17 protein-coding genes are annotated in these 16,724 nt (G+C 60.4%); all 17 read left to right on the plus strand.

Going from position 1 to position 16,724, the window contains the following annotated elements; genetic code table 11:
• The first annotated feature begins 7 nt into the window (after positions 1–7).
• The 17 genes from rapZ to ACOYO3_RS05215 all read left to right on the plus strand — a co-directional run bounded on the left by rapZ (position 8) and on the right by ACOYO3_RS05215 (position 16,626).
• The gene (rapZ, locus tag ACOYO3_RS05135) at positions 8–883 is read left to right on the plus strand and encodes an RNase adapter RapZ (RefSeq protein ID WP_002515678.1); all 876 of its coding nucleotides are present in this window, start codon (positions 8–10) and stop codon (positions 881–883) included.
• A complete protein-coding gene (locus ACOYO3_RS05140) occupies positions 880–1,848 on the plus strand; it encodes a gluconeogenesis factor YvcK family protein (protein WP_002519094.1) in 969 nt (322 codons plus the stop codon). Before rapZ ends, ACOYO3_RS05140 begins: the two co-directional genes overlap by 4 nt.
• A gap of 56 nt (positions 1,849–1,904) precedes the next feature.
• Entirely contained in the window at positions 1,905–2,894 is a 990-nt protein-coding gene (whiA, locus tag ACOYO3_RS05145; protein ID WP_002515546.1) for a DNA-binding protein WhiA, read from the plus strand.
• Positions 2,895–3,127: 233 nt separating this feature from the next.
• Complete coding sequence (gap, locus tag ACOYO3_RS05150) at positions 3,128–4,135, plus strand: type I glyceraldehyde-3-phosphate dehydrogenase (RefSeq protein WP_002515621.1); 1,008 nt, start codon at positions 3,128–3,130, stop codon at positions 4,133–4,135.
• 122 nt (positions 4,136–4,257) lie between these two features.
• Positions 4,258–5,466, plus strand: coding sequence for a phosphoglycerate kinase (locus tag ACOYO3_RS05155; RefSeq protein ID WP_002515585.1), 1,209 nt, complete (start codon positions 4,258–4,260; stop codon positions 5,464–5,466).
• The gene (gene tpiA / locus ACOYO3_RS05160) at positions 5,466–6,245 is read left to right on the plus strand and encodes a triose-phosphate isomerase (RefSeq protein ID WP_002515576.1); all 780 of its coding nucleotides are present in this window, start codon (positions 5,466–5,468) and stop codon (positions 6,243–6,245) included. The genes ACOYO3_RS05155 and tpiA overlap by 1 nt, the downstream gene beginning before the upstream one ends.
• A gap of 178 nt (positions 6,246–6,423) precedes the next feature.
• Positions 6,424–6,645, plus strand: coding sequence for a preprotein translocase subunit SecG (secG, locus tag ACOYO3_RS05165; RefSeq protein ID WP_007400818.1), 222 nt, complete (start codon positions 6,424–6,426; stop codon positions 6,643–6,645).
• Between the two features lie 117 nt (positions 6,646–6,762).
• Positions 6,763–7,119 carry an RNA polymerase-binding protein RbpA gene (locus ACOYO3_RS05170; protein WP_002513867.1) on the plus strand — a complete coding sequence of 119 codons (357 nt, stop codon included), beginning with the start codon at positions 6,763–6,765 and terminating at the stop codon, positions 7,117–7,119.
• Positions 7,116–8,561 carry a bifunctional folylpolyglutamate synthase/dihydrofolate synthase gene (locus ACOYO3_RS05175; protein ID WP_002525045.1) on the plus strand — a complete coding sequence of 482 codons (1,446 nt, stop codon included), beginning with the start codon at positions 7,116–7,118 and terminating at the stop codon, positions 8,559–8,561. The genes ACOYO3_RS05170 and ACOYO3_RS05175 overlap by 4 nt, the downstream gene beginning before the upstream one ends.
• Positions 8,558–8,944 carry a DUF4233 domain-containing protein gene (locus tag ACOYO3_RS05180; protein WP_002518350.1) on the plus strand — a complete coding sequence of 129 codons (387 nt, stop codon included), beginning with the start codon at positions 8,558–8,560 and terminating at the stop codon, positions 8,942–8,944. The genes ACOYO3_RS05175 and ACOYO3_RS05180 overlap by 4 nt, the downstream gene beginning before the upstream one ends.
• A 33-nt stretch (positions 8,945–8,977) precedes the next feature.
• Entirely contained in the window at positions 8,978–9,394 is a 417-nt protein-coding gene (gene ndk, locus ACOYO3_RS05185) for a nucleoside-diphosphate kinase (protein ID WP_002515614.1), read from the plus strand.
• A gap of 45 nt (positions 9,395–9,439) precedes the next feature.
• Complete coding sequence (locus ACOYO3_RS05190) at positions 9,440–11,392, plus strand: TIGR03960 family B12-binding radical SAM protein (RefSeq protein ID WP_002515684.1); 1,953 nt, start codon at positions 9,440–9,442, stop codon at positions 11,390–11,392.
• Positions 11,393–11,394: 2 nt separating this feature from the next.
• Positions 11,395–12,129, plus strand: coding sequence for a TIGR03936 family radical SAM-associated protein (locus tag ACOYO3_RS05195; RefSeq protein ID WP_002515476.1), 735 nt, complete (start codon positions 11,395–11,397; stop codon positions 12,127–12,129).
• 272 nt (positions 12,130–12,401) lie between these two features.
• Positions 12,402–15,026 (plus strand): Rne/Rng family ribonuclease, encoded by a 2,625-nt coding sequence (locus ACOYO3_RS05200; protein WP_002515555.1) that lies wholly within the window; start codon positions 12,402–12,404, stop codon positions 15,024–15,026.
• A 160-nt stretch (positions 15,027–15,186) separates the two neighbouring features.
• Complete coding sequence (rplU, locus tag ACOYO3_RS05205) at positions 15,187–15,495, plus strand: 50S ribosomal protein L21 (protein ID WP_002515641.1); 309 nt, start codon at positions 15,187–15,189, stop codon at positions 15,493–15,495.
• 11 nt (positions 15,496–15,506) lie between these two features.
• On the plus strand, positions 15,507–15,776 hold the full coding sequence (gene rpmA, locus ACOYO3_RS05210) for a 50S ribosomal protein L27 (protein WP_002513859.1): 270 nt from the start codon (positions 15,507–15,509) through the stop codon (positions 15,774–15,776).
• 169 nt (positions 15,777–15,945) lie between these two features.
• Complete coding sequence (locus tag ACOYO3_RS05215) at positions 15,946–16,626, plus strand: hypothetical protein (RefSeq protein ID WP_427305797.1); 681 nt, start codon at positions 15,946–15,948, stop codon at positions 16,624–16,626.
• The last annotated feature ends 98 nt before the right edge of the window (positions 16,627–16,724 follow it).

Below are 16,724 nucleotides of genomic sequence, written 5' to 3' on the forward strand. Positions count from 1 at the left end.
TTGAGCTGTGAGCACCGAGCAGACGACGAAGACCCCACGAGTTGTCATTATCACCGGCATTTCTGGTGCTGGGCGTCGTACCGCAGCTCACGCTGTGGAGGACCTTGGCTGGTACGTCGTCGATAATCTTCCGCCCGCTATGTTGGGGGCCCTCGTTGACGAAATTGCCGCCAATAACATTGATCGCCTAGCGGTGGTTCTCGATGTGCGTAGCCGCATCATGTTTGACGCCCTAGGGGTGGCCGTCAATGCGCTCGACGAGCGCGGCATCGACCCTGCCATCGTCTTCTTGGAAGCGTCCGATGAGACAATTGTGCGCCGCCAGGAGTCCAGCCGTCGTCCGCTGCCGCTGCAACAAGGTGGTCATCTGCTCGACGCCGTTGCCCTTGAGCGGCGGATGCTGTCCGACCTGCGAGCCGAGGCTGATCTCGTCATCGACACCACGTCGATCACTGCCCGCCAGCTAGCCCAACGCATCGACCATGCCTTTGCTGAGGGGATTGACGAAGGGCTGGCATTCCAGGTGATGTCCTTCGGGTTTAAGCGTGGGGTCCCGATCGACGCTGACCTCGTCTTTGACGTCCGCTTCTTGCCAAACCCTTATTGGGTCCCTGAGCTGCGTCCCAAGACCGGTCTGTCTTCTGACGTTGCCTCCTATGTGATGGCCCAAGCTGGTGCCACAGAGTTCATTGACCGTGTTGAACAACTCCTGGGTGGCATGGCTCCGGGGTATCTTCGGGAGGGCAAGAAGCAGGTCACGGTGGCCGTTGGTTGCACAGGCGGAAAGCATCGCAGTACCGCCATCTCCGAGGAGCTGTCCACTCGGTTAGCAGCTCGGGGGCACCGTACCGCCGTCCTGCACCGAGACCTCGGGAAGGAATGACGATGGTGTCAACCCCCTCCAAGCTGCCGGTCGTTACGGCCTTTGGCGGCGGACATGGGCTGGCTGTGTCCCTGCGAGCACTGCGCCGTCTTACTGACCAGCTGACCGCCGTTGTCACCGTTGCTGATAACGGTGGGTCCTCAGGTCGGTTGCGCGACGAGTTCGACATTCTGCCCCCCGGCGATCTCCGCCGCGCCTTGGCCGCTCTATGTGCCGATGACCGCTTAGGACGTACTTGGGCTGAGGTTCTGCAAGCTCGATTTAATGGAACTGGCGAACTCGCCGGTCACGCCATTGGCAACCTCCTGATCGCCGGACTATGGCAAGAACTTGGCGACCCGGTTTCCGGGCTCGACATGGTGGGTCAGCTTCTTGACGTTCGCGGACGCGTCCTGCCGATGTCCCTCACCCCACTGGACATCAGTGCTCAAGTCGTTGGTCTTGACCCCAATCGGCCTGATGAGGAGTACACCCTCACTGGGCAAGCTACCATCGCGAAGACTCGGGCAGAGGTCCTTAAGGTGGGGCTAGAACCTTCCGAGCCAGATGCGTGTCCCCAGGTGCTGGAGGCGATTCACGCGTCTGACAACCTTGTGCTCGGTCCCGGGTCGTGGTTCACATCCGTCATGCCCCACCTGCTAGTGCCGCAGATCGTCGACGCGATTCTGGAGTCGAAGGCGCGAAAAATCCTCACGCTTAATGTCTCCGGTGCTGACGAAACTGATGGGTTTAGCCCAGCGCGGCATTTGGAGGTTATCGCCGAGCATGAGCCACGGATGCGCTTTGACGTCGTTCTCGTTGATCGCGGGTTTGCCGGCCAGGACCCTCATCTGGAATCGTTTGCTCGCAATCTCGGTGCTGAAATCGTCGTTGACGATCTGGCTATGCGTGACGGCTCGGCCCGGCACGATCCACTGAGACTAGCGTCGGCCTATGCCAACATCATGGGGGTTCAGCCCCGTTGACCGTCGCCTAAGATCACCTTGTTATTCCCGTTACCCCTTCCGGAGGCTAGACCCACATGGCGCTCACCCTGCAGGTGAAAAACGAGCTTGCGACAGTGCCGGTGCAGAAACTGTGCTGCCGCCGATCCGAGATCGCGGCCACCCTACGATTCGCTGGCGGCATCCATCTGGTGCAGCATCGCCATCTTACGATCGAGGCAGAAGTCGACACGGGGGGAGCTGCGCGACGACTGCGTCAGTCCATTCAGGAAGTCTTCGGTTTTGACACTGATCTCGTGGTCGTCAATGGCGCTGGGCTCCACAGCAACACTCGCTACCTCATAAGAATGGTGCGCGGAGGTGCTGATTTGGCTCGTCTGACCGGACTGCTTGATCGTCGTGGGCGTCCAGTGCGGGGCCTTCCGGTTCCTATTGTGGGTGGCGGACGATGCTGCCAGGCCGCTGCGTGGCGCGGAGCTTTCCTGGCCCGCGGATCGCTTACCGAGCCGGGGCGCTCCATGGCGATGGAAATTACCGCTCCCGGTGAGGAGGCCGCCATGGCCCTCGTCGGGGCTGCTCGGCGTCTGGACATCACCGCGAAGCAACGTGAGTCTCGTCACGTCGATCGGGTGACGATACGCGATGGTGACGCTATCTCGGCGATGCTCACCCGCATGGGAGCACACGAATCTGTGCTGGCTTGGGAAGATCGTCGGTTGCGTCGGGAGGTGCGAGCATCTGCCAATCGGTTGGCTAATTTCGACGACGCTAACTTGCGTCGCTCTGCGCGAGCCGCTGTTACCGCTAGTGCCCGGGTGGAACGAGCCCTAGAAATTCTCGGAGATTCCGTTCCGGACCATCTGAGAGCAGCTGGCCGACTTCGACTCGAGCATCGAAATGCCAGCTTGGAGGAATTGGGCAAGGTGCACGAGCCTCCGTTGACGAAGGATGCTATTGCTGGTCGGATTCGTCGCCTGTTGGCTCTAGCGGACAAGACGGCCCGAAGCAACGGCGAGCCCACCACGTTGGAGAGCCTTCCTGTCGAGATGCGTGATGATCGTGGCTGACGGCCATTACAGCGCGGTTACAGGGTAAACGTAAGCCTGGCTCCATTCCCACGTGGGAAGGTATTCGTGCAACCTTGTGATCATTCGTGCGATGACCTGATCGGTGCTGGTGATCGTTCGCCCGTGGCATTGGCTTAGTAATGGGCCCTAGGGTTTGTCCATTGCCCTTAGTCGCTATGCTTAGAGATGTCCGAGTGCTGAACGCACAAACCTCATTTGGAGGAGATCCCTTAATGACCGTCAAGGTTGGTATCAACGGTTTTGGCCGCATTGGCCGTAACTTCTTCCGCGCCCTTGCTGAGCAGGGCGCCGACCTCGAGGTGGTCGCTGTCAACGACCTCACCGACACCAAGACGCTGGCCCACCTCCTGAAGTACGACTCGATCATGGGTCGTTTCTCCGGTGAGGTCAGCTACGACGATGACTCCATCACCGTTGACGGCAAGACCATCAAGGTTCTCGCCGAGCGCAACCCCGCTGACCTGCCCTGGAAGGAGCTCGGCGCCGAAATCGTCGTCGAGTCCACTGGACTCTTCACTGATGGCGAGAAGGCCAAGGCCCACTTTGAGGCCGGCGCCAAGAAGGTCATCATCTCCGCTCCCGGCAAGAACGTCGACGGCACCTTCGTCATGGGCGTCAACGATGGCGACTACGACAACGCGAAGCACAACATCATCTCGAACGCTTCTTGCACCACCAACTGCCTCGCTCCGCTTGCCAAAGTCCTCAATGACGCCTTCGGTATCGAGCGCGGCATCATGACTACCGTCCACGCCTACACCGGTGATCAGCGTCTGCAGGATGCTCCTCACAAGGATCTGCGTCGTGCCCGCGCCGCTGCCCTCAACATGATCCCCACCAAGACCGGTGCCGCTCAGGCTGTGGCCCTGGTCCTCCCGGAGCTCAAGGGCAAGTTCGACGGCCTTGCCGTCCGCGTTCCGACCCCGACCGGCTCTCTGACTGACCTGACCTTCCAGACCTCTAAGGAGACCACCGTTGAGGAGGTTCAGGCCGCCGTTAAGAAGGCTGCCGAGGGTCCGCTCAAGGGCATCCTGGCCTACACCGAGGACCCGATCGTGTCGAAGGACATCGAGGGCGACCCGCACTCCTCGATCTTCGATGCTACCGAGACCAAGGCCATCGGAAACCTTGTTAAGGTCCTCTCCTGGTACGACAACGAGTGGGGCTACTCCAACCGTCTGGTTGACCTCACCAAGCTCGTCGCCAGCAAGCTTGCCTGATCTCACCATCGTGAGCTGATGACGGCCCCGTGCCCATGCGGGCGCGGGGCCGTCATCTATACCCGGGCCGCGACGCTCGCGAAACATCGTTCACGACTACCACTTCAAGAAAGGGCTTCCACATGAAATCTGTTGAGGATCTCGGAGACTTGCGCGGTAAGCGCGTCGTCATTCGCTGCGACTTCAATGTCCCGCTCGACGGGGACAAGATCACCGACGACGGCCGTATTAAGGCTGCCCTGCCTACTTTGACCCAGCTGCATGAGGCTGGCGCTCGCACCACCGTGCTCGCGCACCTCGGTCGTCCCAAGGGTGCCGTCGATCCCAAGTACTCGCTGGCGCCAGTTGCCAAGCGCCTCGGTGAGCTTATGAACCTTGACGTCAAGCTTGCTGGGGACGTCGTTGGTCCCTCCGCCACTAAAACCTCTGAGTCGCTGGCTGATGGCGAGATCGCCTTGGTCGAAAACGTCCGCTTCGAGAAGGGCGAGACCAGTAAGGACGAGGCCGAGCGCGCTGAGCTCGCTCAGAAATACGCCTCGTTTGGTGAGTTTTACGTCTCCAACGGCTTCGGCGTTGTGCACCGCAAGCAGGCTTCCGTCTACGACGTTGCCAAGCTGCTGCCGAGCGCTGCTGGCTCCCTCGTTGCCAAGGAGGTAGAGGTCCTCGAAGGCCTGACCGCCGATCCGAAGCGGCCGTTCGTCGTCGTCCTCGGTGGTGCCAAGGTCGCCGACAAGCTTGCCGTCATCGATAACCTGCTCAAGGCCGCTGACACTCTCGTTATTGGTGGCGGTATGGCGTACACCTTCCTCAAGGCGAAGGGTCTCGAGGTCGGTGACTCCCTACTTGACGAAGATTCGATCGACGCGTGCACGAAGTATCTCGAACAGGCCAAGGCTGCAGGCAAGCAGATCCTGCTTCCCGTAGACGTGCGAGTGGTCTCCGACATCGATTTCGAGGCCCGCACTGTCGGTCAGATCGACGTCGTGCCCGCTGACGAGATTCCTTCCGACAAGATGGCAGTAGACATCGGTCCGGAGACCGAGAAGGCTTACGCCAACGCGATCAAGGGTGCCAAGTCAGTGTTCTGGAACGGACCAATGGGCGTTTTCGAGATCAAGGGCCTCGAGCTCGGCACCAAGGCCGTCGCCCAGGCTCTTACCGAGGTTGACGGCCTTTCGGTGGTCGGCGGGGGAGACTCCGCCTCCGCCGTGCGTACCCTCGGTTTCGCCGACGATCAGTTCGGTCATATTTCTACCGGTGGTGGCGCCTCCCTCGAGCTTATGGAGGGCAAGAAGCTACCCGGAATCGCAGTACTCAAGGAGAACAACTGATGTCCCGTACCCCGATCATGGCCGGCAACTGGAAGATGAACCTCGACCACGTTGCTGCTACCTCCCTCGTCCAGGATCTCGGTGAGGCCCTCAAGGCCGCGGGATACGACTCCTCCAAGTCGGAGGCCGTCGTCATCCCGCCGTTCACCGATATCCGTCCTGTTGCCATCATCATTGATGGCGACAAGTTGCCGATCGCCTACGGTGCCCAGGATATTTCGGCTCACGACGATGGCGCTTACACCGGCGAGGTGTCCGGCGCCATGCTGTCGAAGCTGGGTTGCCGCTATGTCGTCGTTGGCCACTCCGAGCGTCGCGAGTACCACAACGAGTCCGACGAACTGGTCAATGCCAAGGCTAAGAAGGTCATCGAAAATGGAATGACCCCAATCATCTGCTGTGGCGAGGCCCTCGAGGTTCGCAAGGCTGGCAAGCACGTCGAACATACCGTTGGCCAGATCAAAGCCGACCTTGACGGCATTTCTGCCGAGCAGGTCGCCAAGCTTGTCATTGCCTACGAGCCCATCTGGGCCATCGGCACTGGCGAGACTGCCACCGCTGACGATGCCCAGGAGGTCTGCCAGGCCATCCGCGAGGCCGTCAAGGAGCTTTACGACGCCCCGACCGCCGAGGCGGTGCGCATTCAGTACGGTGGTTCAGTTAAACCGGCCAACGTCGCTGAGATCATGGCCAAGCCAGACGTTGACGGCGCTCTCGTTGGCGGAGCCTCGCTCAAAGCTGGCGATTTCTCCAAGATTGTAACTTTCTACGAGGCCTGATCAGTCAGTTTCAAGACGGTCCCCGCACCTGATGGTGCGGGGACCGTTCCCGTCCAGCCTCTGATTTACGAGCGCGATTCACGCATATTTCGAGGATCCAATGTGGGGAAGTGGCGGTACGTGGGTTACCCTGTACGACGTGATTTCGGCTCCCCTTACGACCTGGCCCGTACTGACGATGTCCATCATCCTGTGTGTACTCAGCGTCATCCTTACCCTCTTCGTCCTCCTCCATAAGAGCAAGGGCGGCGGCCTGTCAGACCTCTTCGGTGGAGGCGTGTCGACCTCCATGGGCGGAACTTCTATGGCTGAACGAAATCTGGACCGCCTGACGATTGTTATGGGCCTGCTGTGGCTGGCTTCCATTATCGTCCTACTGGTGCTCTACAGCCATTCCTGAGCCGGAATTAGGCGGCCGTCTGCCGCGCCGGAGCGCAAGGGGAAGGCGGGTACCTTCCCAACCCCTAAAAAGTGCTGCCCTTAGGCAGCTTTGTGACCCCTCGAGGAGAGTGAACGAATGTCCGGTGGAAGTGCCATCCGTGGAAGTCGTGTCGGTGCCGGCCCCATGGGAGAGGCAGAGCGCGGCGAGGCCGCTCCTCGCGAGTACGTTTCGTACTTTTGCGCCAACCACCACGTGATCCGTCCGGCCTTTGCCGCCGAGGCCGAGATCCCCGACACCTGGGAATGCCCTAGGTGCGGTCTGCCGGCTAACCGCGACCAGGCGAATCCGCCCGCCCCGCCCAAGATCGTGCCTTACAAGACCCATCTGGCCTACGTGAAAGAGCGTCGCAGCGAGGCCGAGGCCGCTGCGATTCTTGCAGAAGCATTGGAGAACCTGCGTCAACGTCGCCGTGATGGTGAGGTCATCTATTGAGCAGCCATAATCAGCTTGTCGCTGAGTTGACGGCTCGCTGGCCTGAGCATCGCATCGGCCCCGGTTTGGATCGGGAGCGAGCCGTCCTCGACCTGCTCGGTAACCCACAGCAGGCCTGTCCCGTCATCCAGATTGCCGGTACTAACGGCAAGGGATCGACGGCGATCATGGTTGATTCTTTGCTGCGGTCGGCTGGTCTGCGGGTAGGTCGATACTGCTCCCCGCACCTGGTGGACGTCACTGAGCGCATCTGCATCGATGGTCGTCCCGTCAGCCACGATCTCTTTGACGAGACGTGGCGTCAAGTTGAGCCCATGGTGGGCCTGGTTGACGCCCAGCACATCGACGGCATCGAGATGACCTTCTTTGAGGTGATGACAGCGATGGCCTTCGCCGCCTTCGCCGATGCGCCGGTGGACGTCGCCGTCGTTGAGGTGGGCTTAGGGGGACGCTGGGACGCGACCAATGTCGCTGATGTGAACATCGCTGTTGTTACCCCCGTCGCCATGGACCATATGCATATTCTCGGCGATAGTCTCGACAAGATCGCTGCCGAGAAGGCCGGGATTATTAAGCCTGGGTGCACTCCCGTCATTGCTGGTCAGGAGGCGGAAGCTGCTCCGGTGTTGTTGGCTCAGTGTGCCGATGCCGGCGTCAAGCCTTTGTTGGAGGGTCCAGACTGGGGTTTATTGGATCGACGTAGCGCCATCGGAGGTCAGGTCCTTCGCATCCAGACGGCATCTGGGCCTCTAGGAGAGTTGTTCTTGCCGGTTTTTGGCGAGCATATGGCCCACAATGCTGCTCAGGCGGTGGCAGCTGTGGAAGCTCTCACTGGGCCGCTTAAGCCCGCAATTATTGAGCAGGGGCTGGCAGCTGTGCAGGCTCCGGCTCGCCTTGAAGTAGTGCGACGTTCTCCGCTAGTTATCCTCGATACCTTCCACAATCCGCACGGCGCCGCCTCCGCTATAGCGGGAGTGCGCGAGTCGTTCGAGGTTGAGCCCTTAATCGCCGTTGTGGCAGCGATGGCTGACAAAGACGTCGACGGTGTGCTGGCGGTGCTTTCGGATACGGTGAGCTACCTCGTCGTCACCTCAATGCCAGATCTTCCGCGCGCTCTGAGCGTTGACGAGCTAGCTGACAAGGCGTCAGCCCATTGGGATTATGATCATCTCACCCGCGTTACTGACGTCCCCGAAGCGCTCGAGGAGGCTTTCCGCATCGCGGATTCCTGTGGTCCTGGGGCTGGGGTTCTTATTGCCGGATCGGTGGTTTTGGCGGGTCGGGCTCGAGCCATCCTTCGCCCGGATGGCACCATGCTGGATGCTCCGCAGACCGCCATCGTTGAGACCCCGGATCTATCTGAGGATCAGGTCAAAGCCATGGAGGGGCATCAGCTCGAGCCGTTGCCTGACGATGATATGAGCGACGACGGGGGCTGGTGACGTTGGTCGCGCATCCCGGGGCGGGGAAGGGTGGAATCCTCACTCTTCCTGCCGGTAACCCGATGACGAAGGTTGTGGTGGGCTTCCTGGCCTTTGAGGTTATTGTCTTCGGACTGGCCATCCCGGGAATGATCCTCGTGTCTGGGGTCAGCGTGGTCATGTCGATCATCCTGGGGTGTGTCGGCATGGTTGTCTCGATTGTGTGCGCCATTGGTGTGCCACGCACGTGGGGGTACCTGTTGTCCTGGACTCTCCAAATCTTTGGCATTCTGCTCGGATTGGCCACCCCGATGATGTACGTCGTCGGGATCATCTTCGCGGCCATCTGGGTATCAATTATGGTGCTAGGAAAGCGTATCGATGGAAGCCCCGAGGTGCGGTGAGGTGTCGATCCTGGCTGCGATAGGTTGGGGCTCATGAATGACGAGGAACGCACCTTGGTCCTGTTAAAGCCGGATGCCGTGAAGCGCCGTCTTATGGGTGAGATCATCGGTAGGTATGAGGCCAAAGGTTTGACCGTGCGGGCGATGGAGCTGAGTACGATCGACGCTAAGACTGCCCGTAAGCACTATGCCGAGCATGTCGGTCGGGACTACTACGCGGCGTTGGAGGAGTTCATCACCTCGGGGCCGCTCGTCGCCATGGTGCTTGAGGGGCGCAGAGTTATCTCGGTTGTCCGTGCCATGAACGGGGCAACGGACTGCGCTGAGGCTCTGCCTGGAACGATCCGTGGCGATTTCGGCACGGAGAAGAACCATAACCTTGTTCATGCTTCCGATTGTCTCGAGTCCGCTGAGCGCGAGATTGGCCTCTGGTTCCCCCACCTGGTGTGATGTGTGATTCCATAATCTGGCTCGGACCACCTAGCATGGCCGTTCGTGAATACCCAGGATCTCCTTGGCCGGATTGAACCGCTGCTGTCCCGAGTTAATAAGCCCATCCAGTATGTGGGCGGGGAGCACAACAGCATCGTCAAGGAATGGCAGGACGTTGATGTTCGCTGGGTCTTGATGTATCCCGACGCGTATGAGGTTGGCCAGCCTAACCAGGGCGTGGCCATTCTCTACGAGGTGCTCAATGAGCGTGATTGGATCTTGGCTGAGCGCACCTATTCGGTGTGGCCGGATATGGAAAAGCAAATGAGGGCGGCCGGGATCCCCCAGTTTACTCTCGACGGTCACCGGCCAGTTCGCGATTTCGACATCATGTCGGTCTCCCTGTCTACGGAGTTGGGCTACACCAACATGCTCAACGCTATTGACCTGGCCGGTATCCCTGTTCGTCAAGCTGACCGCACCGACACTGACCCCATCGTCCTTATTGGCGGTCACGCTGCGTTCAACCCCGAGCCGGTAGCTGATTTCATCGATGCTGCTGTCCTCGGTGACGGTGAAGAGGCTTGTCTGGAGATTTCCGAGATCATCCGAGACTGGAAGAAAGAGGGTTGCCCTGGGGGTCGTGAAGGCCTGCTTGTGAGGCTTGCCGCAACAGGTGGGATCTACGTGCCGTGCTTTTATGACGTCGAGTACCTCGACGACGGGACTATTGGCAAGGTCGCCCCAAATCGTCTAGAGGCTCCTTATACCGTTTCCAAGCACACCGTCATGGATCTCGACGAGTGGCAGTATCCGAAACGTCCCATCGTGCCGGTGGCTGAAACTGTCCATGAGCGTTACTCGGTGGAAATCTTCCGGGGTTGTACTCGTGGTTGTCGGTTCTGTCAGGCGGGTATGATCACCCGTCCGGTGCGAGAGCGGTCGATCGATGCCATCGCCCAGATGGTCGATGGCGGACTGCAGGCTACCGGCCTGGAAGAAGTCGGGCTGTTGAGTCTGTCTAGCGCCGACCACTCGGAGATTTCCGACATTACCAAGGGGTTAGCTGATCGGTATGAGGGTACGAACGTTTCCCTGTCCCTGCCAAGCACCCGTGTCGATACTTTCAATATCGACCTAGCAAACGAGTTGAGCCGTAACGGTCGTCGTTCCGGTCTGACCTTCGCTCCTGAAGGCGGATCCGAGCGAATGCGTCGGGTTATCAATAAGAAGGTGACCGAGGAAGATCTCATTCGTACAGTTGCTACGGCCTTCGGAAACGGGTGGCGTCAGATCAAGCTGTATTTCATGTGCGGTCTGCCCACGGAGACTGACGAGGACGTGTTGGGGATTCACGACATGGCGTCCCACGTCGTTGCGGCTGGTCGAGCCGCTGCTGGGCGCAAAGATATTCGCTGCACGATCTCCATTGGTGGGTTCGTACCCAAGCCTCACACTCCGTTCCAGTGGGCTGCTCAAGCCTCTGCTGACGAGGTTGATCATCGTCTGTCGGTGCTGCGCGATTCCATCCGCGCCGATCGTCAGTTTGGTCGGTCGATAGGCATGCGCTACCACGACGGACGCCCAGGAATCATTGAGGGGTTGCTTTCGCGCGGTGACCGCCGTGTTGGCAACGTCATTGAGGCTGTGTGGCGCGACGGGGGAGTTTTTGACGGCTGGAATGAGTACTTCTCTTACGATCGCTGGGTTGCCTGCTGCGAGCGGGAACTTGAGCCGCTGGGCGTCTCACTGGATTGGTTTACTACCCGTGAGCGCGACTACGAGGAGGTACTGCCCTGGGACCACTTGGATTCTGGGCTCGATCGTGACTGGCTATGGGACGACTGGCAGGATGCTCTGGACGGCGAGGCCGTCAACGACTGTCGCTGGAATCCCTGCTATGACTGCGGGGTGTGCCCGCAGATGGGCACCGAGATTCAGGTAGGACCGTCGGGACATCCGCTGATCCCGCTGACGCCGGTGGTGCCTGATCTCGCACCGTCGAAGGAGGCGTGACGATGTCGAAGCGCGCGCAGCAACAGCCAGAGCAGCAGGCCCCGCCGCAGCAGCGGCTCAGGATCCGGTACGCCAAACGGGGTACTGCCAGATTTACCTCTCACCGTGACTTCGCTCGTGCCTTTGAGCGGGCCCTCAACCGGGCCCATATCCCGATGGCGTATTCGTCAGGATTTAGCCCACACCCGCGTATTTCCTATGCCAACGCGGCAGCTACCGGAGCAGCTTCTGAGGCAGAGTACCTCGAAGTGGCGCTGGCCGAGGTGTGCGATCCGCAGAAAGTTCTGACGGTCTTGGGTCGCGAGATGCCACCGGGAATGGAGGTGTTGGAGGTCGCTGAGACCGACCGCACTCCTTTCGCCGAGTTGTTGACAGCGTCTGCTTGGCTGATTGAACCTACTGGCGACGTGCCGGGGCTAGCGGAGGCGGTGGAGGCTGTTATGACGGCCGAAACCGTCGACGTGCAACGGATGACGAAGTCAGGTGTGCGTACTTTCGATGTCCGTGCCGCGCTTATCGGTCTGGACGTCGCCAACGGATGTGTGCGCCTTATGCTGCGCCACGTCACGCCGTTAGTTCGGCCTGATGATGTGCTGCGAGCCTTAGCCAAAAGGTGCCCGGCAGTCGATGCGGCGCGAGTGACGCGGCTGGCCCAAGGGGCTTGTAACGAGGACGCCAGCGGGGTGTCGACCGCACTGGCAGATCCGTTCACTGGTGCTGCCGTGACAGTGTGGTGAGTAGCCAGCGAGTGTGTGAAATCTGGCATCGCGGCGGGGGACGTGACATACTGGGGCTTAGGTGAACGGGGTGCCACCCCACTCGACGGTTCGTACCGCGACGCCGAGAGGCGACCGCGGGGGACTCGAGGGCTCACCGCAAGCTTTTGCCCCATGCCGGGGAACGACGCCGTCAGTACAGCGCGAGGCGTGTGTATACGTCCGTGGGAGAACTCCTGCAGGGCCGTGACCCGGGTGGGCACTGACCGTGCCGAAAGGCCAAGGAGAGCACAGTGCTCGACGAGACTGACAACACCACACTGAACTCTGGCGGGAATTCCACTAGTGGAATTCCCGCTCCTCGACGTCGTCGGGCCGCGTCGCGCCCCGCTGGGGCTCCGGCCCCCGTCGAGACGATGGGCACGCCCGTGGCGATTGCTGCCGCAGGATCAGGTGGTTCGATTGTTACTTCCGATGTGGAGGTTTCTGATCTGCCGCGTCCTCCGATGGGGCGACGTCGCAAGGCGACGAGCACTCCGCGCGACGTTAAGACTGATGTTCCGAAGGTCGTCGCCCTAGAGCCGACGCCGGAGGAGCCCGAGTCCGCGGACACAAGGACCGAGGAGAAGCCGCGTCGTACCCGTCGTGGTGCTTCTGAAACCGCGCCGTCCACCGAGGCAGAGCGGGGTACCTCCCAGCGTCGTCGCGCCACTCGCCGTCGCTCCTCTCGAACCGCAGAAAAGGTCGAGGAAACGACTGAGGCGACGACCGCGACCAATAAGGGCGATGGTGCTGACGACGATCCCATCAATGTCGCACTGACTGAAGCCAAGGCCCGGGCTCGTAACCACAAGGTTGAGGGTGCCCTAGCTAACCCCTTTGGATTTAAAGAAGGCGAAGAGCGCTCAGCGAGCGACATCCTCGACTCTCTGGCCGTTGAGATCGGTGGGGGAGAGGCTGCTATGCCGAAGCGCCGTCGCCGTCGTGCCACTCGACCTTCCGAGGCTGGTAGTCACTCTGCGGAGACCTCCGGGAGTACTGACAAGGTGGCCCCGGTTGAGGAGGATAAGGGCGAGGTCAAGGACCGCCACAGTTCCGATAAGAAGAGCGAGAAGTCTGATTACGACACCACGGATGCGGTGGAGGAGACTGCCGCTGACACCGAGGAGGACGGCCAGAACCGTCGTCGCCGTCGTCGCGGTGGACGTCGCCGTCGTCGCAGTGAAGATACCGAGGACAGCGCATCCGAGGACGAGTCGAGCGATAGTGACGACTCACAGACCAGCTCTGACAATGATTCTGAGTCCAGTAGCTCGGACGCCACCCACCGTCGTCGTCGCCGCCGTCGTCGTCGTGGCGAAGACATCAGCGGTTCTGACGATGATCCCAGCGACGTCGTCATCAAGGTGCGCGAGCCGAGGTCGCGTCAGTCGGTGGCTGATGAGGTCACTGGCATCGAGGGTTCGACCCGTGTCGAGGCTAAGAAGCAGCGTCGTCGGGAAGGACGTGCCGCCGGACGTCGCCGCAGTGCCGTCATCACCGACGCGGAGTTCCTGGCCCGTCGCGAGTCGGTCGACCGCAAGATGATTGTGCGTCAGTCTGATGACTACTCTCAGCTGGCGGTGCTGGAAGATGGGGTGCTCGTTGAGCATTACGTTGATCGCGCTTCTGCCACCTCCTCGATCGGCAATATCTACCTGGGCAAAGTGCAGAACGTCCTGCCGTCGATGGAGGCCGCCTTCATTGACATTGGTCGTGGTCGCAACGCTGTGCTCTACGCCGGAGAGGTTGATTGGGCCAAGTATGGCAAGGAGGGCGAGGATAAGCGCATCGAGCACGTGCTAAAGTCCGGTGACCAGGTTCTGGTACAGGTCACCAAGGATCCGGTGGGTGCCAAGGGTGCCCGTTTGACCAGCCATATTTCGGTACCCGGACGCTTTGTCGTCTATTCGCCTGGCGGCCACCTTTCGGGGATTTCTCGCAAGCTGGCTGATTCGGAGCGCAAACGCCTTAAGAAAATCGTTGAGAACAACATCCCGTCGGATGCTTCCGTCATCGTGCGCACTGCCGCGGAAGGAGCCACCGAGGAAGACCTGGTCCGTGACATTAACCGTCTTAAGGTTCAGTGGGAGGTCATTGAGCGCAAGGTCAGCAACAGCAAAGCTCCGCTGATGCTATACACCGAGCCTGATTTAACGGTGCGTATCATCCGCGACTTGTTCACTGCGGACTTCTCCGAGCTTGTCATCGCCGGCAACGGTGGCCCCGATGACGCCTACGACACCATTAAGGCCTACGTTGATCACGTGGCTCCGGAGATGACGTCGCGGCTAATCCATTGGGAGCACACCGACAAGGACCCCTTTGCCGAGTACCGCATTGACGAGCAGGTCGCGAAGGCTTTGGAGCGCAAGGTTTACCTCCCGTCGGGAGGGTCCCTTGTCATTGACCGCACCGAGGCTATGACGGTGATCGACGTCAATACCGGAAAGTTCACCGGGTCAGCGGGTAACCTTGAGGCCACTGTCACCGCTAACAACTTGGAGGCGGCTGAGGAGATCGTGCGTCAGCTACGACTGCGCGATATTGGCGGAATCATCGTCATTGACTTCATCGACATGGTGCTGCCGACCAACCGTGAACTTCTTGTGCGTCGTCTCACCGAATGCCTGGGCCGGGATCGTACCCGACACCAGGTCGCTGAGGTGACATCGCTGGGCTTAGTTCAAATGACTCGCAAGAAGATCGGTACCGGGCTGGCTGAGGCTTTCACTGAGCAGTGCGAGGCCTGTGGCGGTCGCGGCTACCGCCGCTTCGATAAGCCGGTCGATTCCCAGGCTCCGGCCGACGGTGGCGAGCGCTCGAAGGGTCGTGGTCGCGGTCATAAAGGCTCGTCGGGCAAGTCCCACTCCAAGTGAGGTTTAGGCCCACAGGGTGTTGGTAGATGGTCGTTTTGACCGTCCACCGCACGAAATGTAAAATGAGCAGCCGGTCCGACGTGTATCGTCGGTCAGGTTTGTCCGGGGCCACTGGTTCCGGTCCCCGGAAATGTACGACAAGAACGAGAGTAGGTCAGGCGTGTACGCGATCGTGCGTAGTGGCGGCCGCCAGCACAAGGTGGCAGTGGGTGACGTCGTCGAGATTGACAAGGTCGCCGACGAAGCGGGCAGCAGCATCGAGCTGACCCCGCTCCTCGTGGTTGATGGCGAGTCCGTCACCTCCGACAAGGACGCGCTCGGGAAGGTCAAGGTCACCGCTGAGGTTCTCGGCGAGACCAAGGGCCCGAAGATCCGCATCCTCAAGTACAAGAACAAGACCGGCTACAAGAAGCGCCAGGGGCACCGTCAGAAGTACACCCAGGTCAAGGTCACCGGAATCGAAGGCTGAGGTAGACAGACATGGCACATAAGAAAGGCGCGTCTTCCTCGCGCAACGGTCGTGACTCCAACGCCCAGCGTCTCGGCGTGAAGCGTTTCGGCGGTCAGCTTGTCAACGCTGGCGAGATTATTGTTCGTCAGCGCGGCACCCACTTCCACCCTGGTGACGGGGTCGGCCGTGGTGGCGACGATACCCTGTTCGCCCTGCGCGACGGCAACGTCGAGTTTGGTACCCGTCGCGGTCGTAGGGTTGTCAACGTGACCCCTGTGGAGGCTCCAGTCGAGGCCTGATCCCCACGACATAGATGTGATTGGCCCCCGCCATGAGGCGGGGGCCAATCTGTGTCTGAGACACGTTGAGCACATGTGTGTTAATCGATTCGTCTCTATCTGAGAGTTCCGCCGGTGATTGCGACTATCGTCGGACCCTCGGCACGACTGTGGTCGTCACTAGGACGACATGACTGGAAGTGACGGAATATCGACCTACTCTCAGGACTTGGTGGTTATCAACGCCATGATGAGGGGAGATCAGAGAATCGTGGGCAACCGGGAACTCAGCGAGGACGAACGGTGGCTGTATCGTATCGGGCCGGGATCTGATGCGCCTAGGCCTACCGGATCGCTGCCCAGGACCACCGCACCGCTGCCACCGATTCGCCCCAGCCGGTCAGTTACCTCGCAGGCTCGCGACCCTCAAGATCGTGGTGTGGTCGCTGCGCCGCAGCCCCAGGCTCGTCATCGGTGGCCACGCCCGTATGAGGTAGCCGCTGGTGCCTGTGCTTCTGCGGCTGCTACTGGGGTCGTTGGAGGCCTCGGAATCGGTGGGACGATGATCGGGGCTGCTGTCACGAGCCTGGTAATTGCCCTAGGTGGTGCGTTGTTTACGCGGTGGTTTTCCCGGACTGACCGCAGCGTTTCCGGAGCTCACCAGCGTCGCGGGATGTGGGCCCGCATGGTCGCAGTGGCGCTTGTCGTGAGCGTGCTGACCGTTGTCGTCGAGGTGGTGTGGTTGGCGCCGTCGGCCGGTCGAGAAGCTGGGTGGTGGGTGCACCGAGCTACTGGCTCACTTGAGCAATGGAGGGAGTCCGCTCAGCGAGCTTGGCCATATTTACGGAAGGCGTGGAACGCTTTCCGATGACGCCGGTGCCACCCTCGTTCACCGAGGGAGTGACAATATATGCACTGAGTGCACCTTATGTACTTGATGCAAAACCTGCACTCGGTGCATAATTATTG

The organism is Cutibacterium sp. KBN10P07758 (assembly GCF_050286205.1).
Classification (GTDB): Bacteria; Actinomycetota; Actinomycetes; order Propionibacteriales; family Propionibacteriaceae; genus Cutibacterium; species Cutibacterium acnes.

Excerpts from the sequence above, each read along its gene's own strand:
- secG (WP_007400818.1), top strand. The coding sequence starts at position 6,424 with ATGTCCATCATCCTGTGTGTACTCAGCGTCATCCTTACCCTCTTCGTC.
- rpmA (WP_002513859.1), top strand. The coding sequence starts at position 15,507 with ATGGCACATAAGAAAGGCGCGTCTTCCTCGCGCAACGGTCGTGACTCC.
- tpiA (WP_002515576.1), top strand. The coding sequence starts at position 5,466 with ATGTCCCGTACCCCGATCATGGCCGGCAACTGGAAGATGAACCTCGAC.
- gap (WP_002515621.1), top strand. The coding sequence starts at position 3,128 with ATGACCGTCAAGGTTGGTATCAACGGTTTTGGCCGCATTGGCCGTAAC.
- ACOYO3_RS05140 (WP_002519094.1), top strand. The coding sequence starts at position 880 with ATGACGATGGTGTCAACCCCCTCCAAGCTGCCGGTCGTTACGGCCTTT.
- ndk (WP_002515614.1), top strand. The coding sequence starts at position 8,978 with ATGAATGACGAGGAACGCACCTTGGTCCTGTTAAAGCCGGATGCCGTG.
- ACOYO3_RS05215 (WP_427305797.1), top strand. The coding sequence starts at position 15,946 with ATGACTGGAAGTGACGGAATATCGACCTACTCTCAGGACTTGGTGGTT.
- ACOYO3_RS05155 (WP_002515585.1), top strand. The coding sequence starts at position 4,258 with ATGAAATCTGTTGAGGATCTCGGAGACTTGCGCGGTAAGCGCGTCGTC.
- ACOYO3_RS05195 (WP_002515476.1), top strand. The coding sequence starts at position 11,395 with ATGTCGAAGCGCGCGCAGCAACAGCCAGAGCAGCAGGCCCCGCCGCAG.
- whiA (WP_002515546.1), top strand. The coding sequence starts at position 1,905 with ATGGCGCTCACCCTGCAGGTGAAAAACGAGCTTGCGACAGTGCCGGTG.
- ACOYO3_RS05170 (WP_002513867.1), top strand. The coding sequence starts at position 6,763 with ATGTCCGGTGGAAGTGCCATCCGTGGAAGTCGTGTCGGTGCCGGCCCC.